This window comes from Streptomyces sp. NPDC044984, from assembly GCF_040646935.1.
Lineage (GTDB): Bacteria > Actinomycetota > Actinomycetes > Streptomycetales > Streptomycetaceae > Streptomyces.
On record NZ_JBEZBE010000057.1, the window covers coordinates 24,949 to 31,694 of the forward strand.

At 70.1% G+C, this 6,746-nt stretch carries 10 protein-coding genes and 2 pseudogenes; 6 read left to right on the forward strand and 6 right to left on the reverse strand.

Translation table 11 applies throughout. The annotated features are described in order from the left end of the window. Positions 1–16: 16 nt before the first annotated feature. From AB0A94_RS36155 to AB0A94_RS36165, 3 genes are read right to left on the reverse strand one after another with little or no spacing between them, the layout of a single operon-like run. Positions 17–658, reverse strand: coding sequence for a hypothetical protein (locus tag AB0A94_RS36155; RefSeq protein WP_361750935.1), 642 nt, complete (start codon positions 656–658; stop codon positions 17–19). Then, positions 655–864, reverse strand: a complete 210-nt coding sequence (locus AB0A94_RS36160; RefSeq protein WP_361750937.1) for a DUF397 domain-containing protein — start codon at positions 862–864, stop codon at positions 655–657. The genes AB0A94_RS36155 and AB0A94_RS36160 overlap by 4 nt, the downstream gene beginning before the upstream one ends. Beyond that, positions 861–1,688 (reverse strand): helix-turn-helix transcriptional regulator, encoded by an 828-nt coding sequence (locus tag AB0A94_RS36165; RefSeq protein WP_361750939.1) that lies wholly within the window; start codon positions 1,686–1,688, stop codon positions 861–863. Before AB0A94_RS36165 ends, AB0A94_RS36160 begins: the two co-directional genes overlap by 4 nt. 157 nt (positions 1,689–1,845) lie before the next feature. Here AB0A94_RS36165 and AB0A94_RS36170 point away from each other — a divergent pair, with 157 nt between their 5' ends. From AB0A94_RS36170 to AB0A94_RS36180, 3 genes are all read left to right on the forward strand, one after another. Continuing rightward, positions 1,846–2,301: an ATP-binding protein gene (locus AB0A94_RS36170; protein WP_361750941.1), complete on the forward strand. Its 456-nt coding sequence runs from the start codon at positions 1,846–1,848 to the stop codon at positions 2,299–2,301. 66 nt (positions 2,302–2,367) lie between these two features. After that, complete coding sequence (locus tag AB0A94_RS36175) at positions 2,368–2,907, forward strand: SMI1/KNR4 family protein (protein WP_361750952.1); 540 nt, start codon at positions 2,368–2,370, stop codon at positions 2,905–2,907. A gap of 292 nt (positions 2,908–3,199) precedes the next feature. Then, complete coding sequence (locus AB0A94_RS36180) at positions 3,200–3,364, forward strand: hypothetical protein (RefSeq protein WP_361750943.1); 165 nt, start codon at positions 3,200–3,202, stop codon at positions 3,362–3,364. A gap of 81 nt (positions 3,365–3,445) precedes the next feature. Here AB0A94_RS36180 and AB0A94_RS36185 read toward each other — a convergent pair whose 3' ends face one another. Further along, entirely contained in the window at positions 3,446–3,865 is a 420-nt protein-coding gene (locus AB0A94_RS36185; RefSeq protein ID WP_361750945.1) for a hypothetical protein, read from the reverse strand. 987 nt (positions 3,866–4,852) lie between these two features. Between AB0A94_RS36185 and AB0A94_RS36190 the strand changes: the two genes are divergently transcribed. Together AB0A94_RS36190 and AB0A94_RS36195 are read left to right on the forward strand one after the other, a co-directional pair. Continuing rightward, positions 4,853–5,314 carry a pyridoxamine 5'-phosphate oxidase family protein gene (locus AB0A94_RS36190; RefSeq protein WP_361750947.1) on the forward strand — a complete coding sequence of 154 codons (462 nt, stop codon included), beginning with the start codon at positions 4,853–4,855 and terminating at the stop codon, positions 5,312–5,314. Between the two features lie 93 nt (positions 5,315–5,407). After that, positions 5,408–5,638: a hypothetical protein gene (locus AB0A94_RS36195; RefSeq protein ID WP_361750949.1), complete on the forward strand. Its 231-nt coding sequence runs from the start codon at positions 5,408–5,410 to the stop codon at positions 5,636–5,638. A 322-nt stretch (positions 5,639–5,960) separates the two neighbouring features. Here the strand turns inward: AB0A94_RS36195 and AB0A94_RS36200 are convergent, their stop codons facing one another. Further along, entirely contained in the window at positions 5,961–6,389 is a 429-nt protein-coding gene (locus tag AB0A94_RS36200; RefSeq protein WP_361750954.1) for a hypothetical protein, read from the reverse strand. Here AB0A94_RS36200 and AB0A94_RS36205 point away from each other — a divergent pair. Then, a pseudogene (locus tag AB0A94_RS36205) lies at positions 6,345–6,458 on the forward strand (ATP-binding protein); the annotation flags it as partial. The gene AB0A94_RS36200 and the pseudogene AB0A94_RS36205 overlap by 45 nt on opposite strands. Here AB0A94_RS36205 and AB0A94_RS36210 read toward each other — a convergent pair. Then, positions 6,450–6,746: pseudogene (locus AB0A94_RS36210) on the reverse strand (XRE family transcriptional regulator); the annotation flags it as partial. The pseudogenes AB0A94_RS36205 and AB0A94_RS36210 sit on opposite strands and share 9 nt — an antisense overlap.

Consider the following 6,746-nt stretch of genomic DNA (forward strand, 5'->3'; position numbering starts at 1 on the left):
GATCTTGGCATGTCCCTCACACCCGGCGCGGGGAGGCCAGCAGATAGCGCGCCCGGGTCCTCGGCTCCGTGTACTCCCCGACCTGCCAGCCGGCCCCCTCCAGCGTGGCCGCGCAGGCCCGCAGCGCGGTGCCGTCCGGCTCGTGGACGGCGACCGCCTCCGGCTGCGGGGTCTCCCGCACCCGGTAACCGCCGTCCCCGGTGTCCGCGCCGGCCGGGCGGTGTCCGGCGGCCTCCAGGGCGAGCGCGGCGGCCTGCACCAGATGCGTACGCTCCCAGCCGCAGGGCCGGTCCGTGGCGCCGTCGGGATTGGTCATCCGGCGCAGCTCCAGCATGCCCTGCCAGGCGCCGCGCACCTCCCGGAGCCGGGCGGGGCCCGACTCCGGCGCGGGGTGTTCGCCGCCGGTGCGCGCGGAGAACACCCCGGTGGCGGCCGGTGCCTCCACCGGCTCGGGCGCCGTCTCCGTCTCCGCCTCCGACTCGCGCGCCCGGTGTCCCGCCGGGGTCAGGAAGTGATCGTGCGGCGGCCTCGGATGCCGGAAGGCGAGCCCGCGCTTCACCAGCGCGGCGAGCTGTGCCGGCGTACCCCTCAGCCGCCCGGTGTCGGGATCGGCGGCGTCGACGAGGCGGCGCTGCGCGGCGGTGAGTGGTCGGGTCATCGGCGTCCGGAGGCGTACGGCAGGAAGGCGGCCCACTGGTGGGGAGCGAAGGTGAGGCGGGGGCCGTGTATGCGCTTCGAGTCGCGGACGTGGATGGTTTCGGGGGCGAGGGCGACCTCGACACACTCGGGGCCGTCGTTCGTGCTGTAACTGCTCTTGAACCACTTCAGCGCGGGACCGTTCCCGGTCGGGCGGTTGGTCGTCATGTCTCTCCCAGCAGTTTCTCGATGAAGGCCAGCGACTCACGGGGTGTGAGGGCTTGGGCCCGGATGATGCCATAGCGAATCTCGAGGATCTGGATCTCCTTGGGGTCGGAGAGCAGTCGGCTGATCAGCTGTACTTCGATGTGACCCACGGTGACCCCCTCCTTCAGCCGTAGCAGTTGAAGTGCCCCCGCGAGCCCCGCGTGGTCTTCGCGGTCCGTGGGCAGAACCTGGATCTCCACGTTCCGCCGCTGACCAACCTCCAACAAGCGTTCGAGTTGCTTCCGCATCACCATTTTGCCCCCGAGTGGGCGGCGCAGCGTCACCTCTTCCTGGACGAACCCGAAGACGGGAGCGGGTTGCTGGTCGAAGATCTTCTGACGTGCCAAGCGAGCCTCGGCAAGTTCGTCCACCTGCTCCTCGGTGTACGGAGGCCGCCGCATGCCATAGATGGCCCGCGTGTACTCCGGCGTCTGAAGCAGGCCGTGCACGACGTGATTCGCGTAGGCGCACAGCTCGACCGCCTCTTCCTCCAGCTTGGCCAAATCCCTTACCTTCTTCGGGAACCGGGCCTTCTCCACCTCTTTCTTCAGCCCCGCGATCAGCCCGCCCGCTTCGAGCACCCGGTCCGCCGCCTCCAGGAACTCCTCCGCCGGAGCCCTGCGCCCGCGCTCGACGGACGACACCTGTTCCTCGCTGTACCTGATGGCCGTGGCGAGACCGGCCTGGGTCATGCCCTCCCGCTCCCGGCACATCTTGATCACCCTGCCCACGGTCCGCAGAACGGCCGCCGACTCCTCGTCCGCGCCGTAAGGTTCCACACTCATGTCCCCGCACCTCCCTGTGCCACCCGTGCCCAACTCGCCGCCCGCACGGGGCGTCACGCGTCGCGACCCGGACAGACCCGGACAGCATCCGCACGGTCACCCTGCGTACCGACGTCGTTGCTGTGCAGAGTAGGGTCGACCGGCCACGCTGAGTGACATGAACGTCGACATCGTCCCGACCTCCGGACACACGGACCCCGCCCGCCACTTCAGCATCCGGCTCTCGGCCACCGCCCGGGGCGCACGTCTGGCCCGTCACCTGTCGGCCGAGCAACTCGCTTCCTGGGGCTGGCCGTACGACAGCGAGGCCAACCACACGGCGGCCCTGCTGGTGGCCGAGCTCGCCACGAACGCGGCGGTGCACGGACGGGTGACGGGCCGGGACTTCAGACTCCGCCTGACGCTCCACCCGGAGGACGCCACGCCCCGTATCGAACTCACCGACGCCCGCCCCGACCGCCGCCCACCGACCCCCGGCACGCTGCAACCCGCCGCACCCGACACGGAGTCCGGCCGCGGTCTGCTCCTCGTCGAAGCACTGGCGTCCCACTGGGGCACCACCGCCGGAGACCCATACACCAAGACGGTGTGGTGCGAAGTCCCGCTAGGGTGACGGCTGCTGAGGAGCCGGTCGAAGGGGCAGCGGGCAATGGGTGCGGTGGAGAGTTGGTCCCGCGTGATGTGTCTGCTCCGGGAGCACGCCCCGGCCGACCACGCGGATCTGCCCGGACCCGCCACGGAGGAGACACTCGCATCCGCAGAGGAGCGGATGGGTCTCTCCTTCCCCCCGGACTTGCGGGCGTGGCTACTGCAGAACAACCTGGATCTTCCCGAGGAAGACGTGGACGACGACGTGCAGTGCTGCGGCTTCGCCGGGTTCCCGGACGAGGGGAGCTTCTTCCTGGGCATCCGTGCGATGGAGAGGCTGTATGCGAACCGCGTGACGTCCGTGGGCTTCGACCCTCCGGACCAGCCGGACAGCCCCTTCTGGCGCAACGAGTGGATCCCGTTCCTGTCGGACCAGGACGGCTGGTCGGGGAAGTTCATCGACGCGCGGAACGGCCGCATCGGCAGATGGTTCGTGGGCGAGATCACGATCACGGACGAATACGAGACCCTGGCCGACTATTTCGATTCCCTGGCGCGGACACTGACCAGAATCGTCGACGGGAGTTACCCGGTGTGCCGGGTGTCCGAGGGCCGCCTCGTCTGGTCGTGACCAGCCGCACGCGATGGAGGCATGCAGATGCACCCGCTGAAGCCCCTCGGCTCGCTGTTTGTCTTCCGGCGTTCCTGAAGCGATGCGGGCAGGCTGGGGGCATGACAGACACTTTTCCGGCCCCGTCCCTGCGGATACGCATGACCGCCGGGCGGTGGAGCGCATCCTCGGTCGTTCCTTGAGTCGGACGTGGCCGGCGGGTGCGTGGGCACCAGGAAGCCGGGTCAGGGTCGTTCGCGCTCCGGACTGGGACGGTCCCTGGCAGGCCGAGTTCACTGGAACGATCGATGCCATGGGTACGCCCGAACCCAAGGAACACGTCCAGTCGTTCAGCGGCGAGCGGGTGTACTGGGTGACCTTTGACGCGCCCCAGTACGACTGGGACGGGGCCGGCCCCTACCGCAAGGCACAGATCTGGAGTCGGTACCTCAGGGCCGAGCCGGAGCCCGAGGCGTAGCCCGGCAGCGCTTGGAGAGCATGATCCTCATGACGGCTGAGGGCGACGCACCGCTCGACGACGGCTCACGTCGGGCGGTGCCTATTCGCTCTGCGTACGGATCTTGTTGACGGCTGCCTGAATCTGGAGCCAGGTGGGGTCCGTCGTGTCAGCCTCGGTCGCCTTTGCCAGATCGTCCGCCTCCCACGTGCGGGTTCCGTCGGTCACGACGAGGTGGCTCTCCAGCTCGGTGCCGTCGTCCGGGACCTCGGTTGTGGTCTCCAAGAACTCCACGACTGCGGCTCTGGCGACCTCCCTGTTCGTCGCGCCCGTCTGCGTGGAAGCGTTCGGCACGGACAGGAGCACCAGCTCTCCCTCGCTGCCGGCAACGAGAAGTTCGCCGGTCGCCGTCGCGGCCAGCGCGGAGATCCGGGACCCGGTCAGTACAGCATGCGTGACCGGTTCCTGGGCCTCCACATCCACCTCGAACAGCGTCCCCGCGGGCGTGCCGATCCACAGCACGCCCGGTCTCGAGCCGAAGGCGATGTTCTGCCGCGACCAGGTTTTCAGCTGGTCGAGCCACTCCTGCGGGTACGGATAACCAGGGCTCGGCTCGCCGAGGGGGGGTGGCCAGGACCCGGCGCAGCGAGGGGAACTCGAAGACCTCCACGGAGTGGTCGTACGCGTTGCCGCGGATCGCCATGTGGCGCCCGTCCGCACTGAAGAGCGGAGTGCTGTAGCCGTCGCAGTCCAGGATCAACGCCCGGCGGAGCAGCCGCATCCCGGCCGGCGCGGACCCCTGGTCGACGCGTGCGAAGAGGCAGTGCGTGGCCCCCTGCTCGCTGGTGAGCGTGGCGACGAGTCCGCCCCCGGGATGCTCCGCGACCCCTGTGTCCCACCGGCGTCCGGCACCGATGGTTCCGGAGGAGGGATCGATGACGTCCGAGCTCTCCCAGTCACCGCCCTCGACGCGGCACGACGGCGAACCCCACAGGGTCTGCCCGTCCGGGCTGAACGCCAGACTGCGGTAGGTGGCCGTGGCCGGAGCACCGTCGAGTTCGGAGACCCCCGCCAAAGTCCACTGCCGAAGCCCACCCTCTCCCGCCACGACGAGGAACGGCCGGTCCGGATGCCAGGCCACACCGGGCGTCCGCTGTATTCGCGCCCCTCCGAAGGAGGCTTCGTAGGGGTCCGACGAGAGGCCCACGGAGCCGAGTTCGCTGAGTTGACCCTCACCGAAGTCCCAGATGTGAACGGCCGGACGCTCGGAGTCCAAGCAGGCCACCAGCGGAAGCCGGGGATGGCACACCAACTGCTCAAAAGTGCGTGCGTCGTTGACCGGCCCACGTGCCACTACCTCAAGATCAGTCACGCCGGCACTGTAGTGACCCCCACTGACAACGCAGTCGAGGCAGAGCCCGAGCCGGGAGCTGAAGAGTTCCCTCCGTCTCCGGGACTAGGTCCTGCGCCTCAGGCGTGGTGCGGTGCTGCTGGCTAGGGTCGATCTCCATGGGAACCACGGAGACTGTTCGTCGCGGTACGACGGAGCGGGTGCGCGACGTTCTCGAGCGGCTCGGTAGCGAGCGGGACGTATGGCTGTCGACGGCTCACCCTGATCATGGGCCGCACCAGGTGCCGTTGTGGTTCCTGTGGGACGGGCGTGCGATGTGGATGTGCACCGGCGCCACGTCCGTGACGGCGCGGAACGTCCGCACGGAGCCGCGCGTACGTCTGGCGCTGCCGGACTCCTTCGATGTGGTGCTCCTCCAGGGCGAGGCGGAGTGCTTCCCGGACCGGGAGGTTCCCGACGGCGCGGCGGAGGCGTTCGCCGACAAGTTCGGATGGGATCCGCGCACGGAAAAGGATCCCTATCTGTACGTACGTGTGGTCCCGAGGACCGTGCGCGCATGGCGCGGTGTGCCGGAACTGCGCGGAAGAGTCGTCATGCGGGACGGGACATGGCTGGAATGACCCCTCGGGGTGGTGGTCTCGCCTCGGTAGCCTGCACGGCGTGATCCACTCATAGCGGCCGTGTCGTTCGCCGCGGTCTGAAAGCCCACCGTCGTGCTCGCGGTCCTGGACCTGGGCCTGCCTGTCGCCACCATCGCCCCGCTGCAGGGCCTGATCCCGCGCGATGTCGGCTCCGCTCCGACCTTGGCCGTCGCGGCCGACGTCGGTGCCTTCAACCTCGGCGCCGCCGCCGGAGCCGCCCTCGGCGGGGCCGTCGTGGCCGCGGGCGCTCTGCGCCGGCCGGCCTGGCCGGGGCCGTGTTCAGCCTCAGTGGCCTGGCCCTGACCTGCCTGGTCCTGCCCCGGACCGGGAGCGCGCGGCACACCGACAACGCTCCGGTGACCACCTCCGTCTGGTGCTCCACGGGAGCACCACGAGGCCCGACTCCCGTTCTGCGTACGGGAGAACGGCGCCCAGTGGAAGAGGCCGAAGCCCGCGCCCTCGAGGCGGATCTCGAAGGCGCCCTGGCCGGGCAGATGGGCGGGGAGCACGAGGGCGTTGTGGTCGGCCGCGTAGGCGAACATCCGCGCCCGGCTGGCGCGGGCGCCCTCCCGTGACCTCGGCAGGGTCGCCCGACCGGTGAACTCGGGCGGCCGGAAAGGCGCTGTCAGGGCTGGTTGCGGTCCCACTCCCAGCGCCAGATCGCGGAGAGGCGGTGGTCGTGTTCGTGACCGGGGCGGGACAGTGGACCCACGCGTTCGACGGCCTCCGCGGTGCGTGGGTCCTCCCAGCGCAGGAGGGCGTAGGCCGCGTTGAGCCGGACCGAGAAGTCCTCCTCGTCGAGCAGGGCGAACAGGGCGTCGGCGATGTCCGCTGAACGGTTCGCGCAGTGTGTGACGGCCTCGGACATCCCTGCCCGTACCCGCTCCACCGGATCCCGGAGCAGCGCGACGACGGCGCTCGTGACCTCGGGGCTGCCGTCGCAAGCGGTGCACAGTGCCCCTCCGGCCGCCGCGCGCACGTTCCGGTCCTCGTCGGCGGCGAGTTCGAGCAGTCCGGCCGCGGTCTGCTCCTCGTCGAGGCGCCGGCGTCCCACTGGGGGACGACCGTCGGCGACCCGTACACCAAGACGGTGCGGTGCGAAGTCCCCCTGGGCTCAGCCTGAGGTGGCCGGCGGTGTGGCCTTCCCGGTCGAGCGGGTCGCGCGCAACGACGCGAGGAGGTGCAGCCGGTCCGCGTCGGCGCTGCCCGGCTCGGCGGTGAAGACCAGCATGACCGGACCGGGCCGGCCGGGCAGCGGATAGGTGTCCCAGTCCAGGACGACGTCGCCGACCTCGGGGACCCGGAAGGTCTTGGTGCCGTTGACCGAGACCCGTACGTCGTGCCGGGCCCACAGCCGCCGGAACTCGGCGCTGCGGATGCTCAGTTCGCCGATGATCGCGGTGGCGCGCGG

Excerpts from the sequence above, each read along its gene's own strand:
- AB0A94_RS36165 (WP_361750939.1), bottom strand. The coding sequence starts at position 1,688 with ATGAGTGTGGAACCTTACGGCGCGGACGAGGAGTCGGCGGCCGTTCTG.
- AB0A94_RS36155 (WP_361750935.1), bottom strand. The coding sequence starts at position 658 with ATGACCCGACCACTCACCGCCGCGCAGCGCCGCCTCGTCGACGCCGCC.
- AB0A94_RS36160 (WP_361750937.1), bottom strand. The coding sequence starts at position 864 with ATGACGACCAACCGCCCGACCGGGAACGGTCCCGCGCTGAAGTGGTTC.
- AB0A94_RS36190 (WP_361750947.1), top strand. The coding sequence starts at position 4,853 with ATGGGAACCACGGAGACTGTTCGTCGCGGTACGACGGAGCGGGTGCGC.
- AB0A94_RS36175 (WP_361750952.1), top strand. The coding sequence starts at position 2,368 with ATGTGTCTGCTCCGGGAGCACGCCCCGGCCGACCACGCGGATCTGCCC.
- AB0A94_RS36170 (WP_361750941.1), top strand. The coding sequence starts at position 1,846 with ATGAACGTCGACATCGTCCCGACCTCCGGACACACGGACCCCGCCCGC.
- AB0A94_RS36180 (WP_361750943.1), top strand. The coding sequence starts at position 3,200 with ATGGGTACGCCCGAACCCAAGGAACACGTCCAGTCGTTCAGCGGCGAG.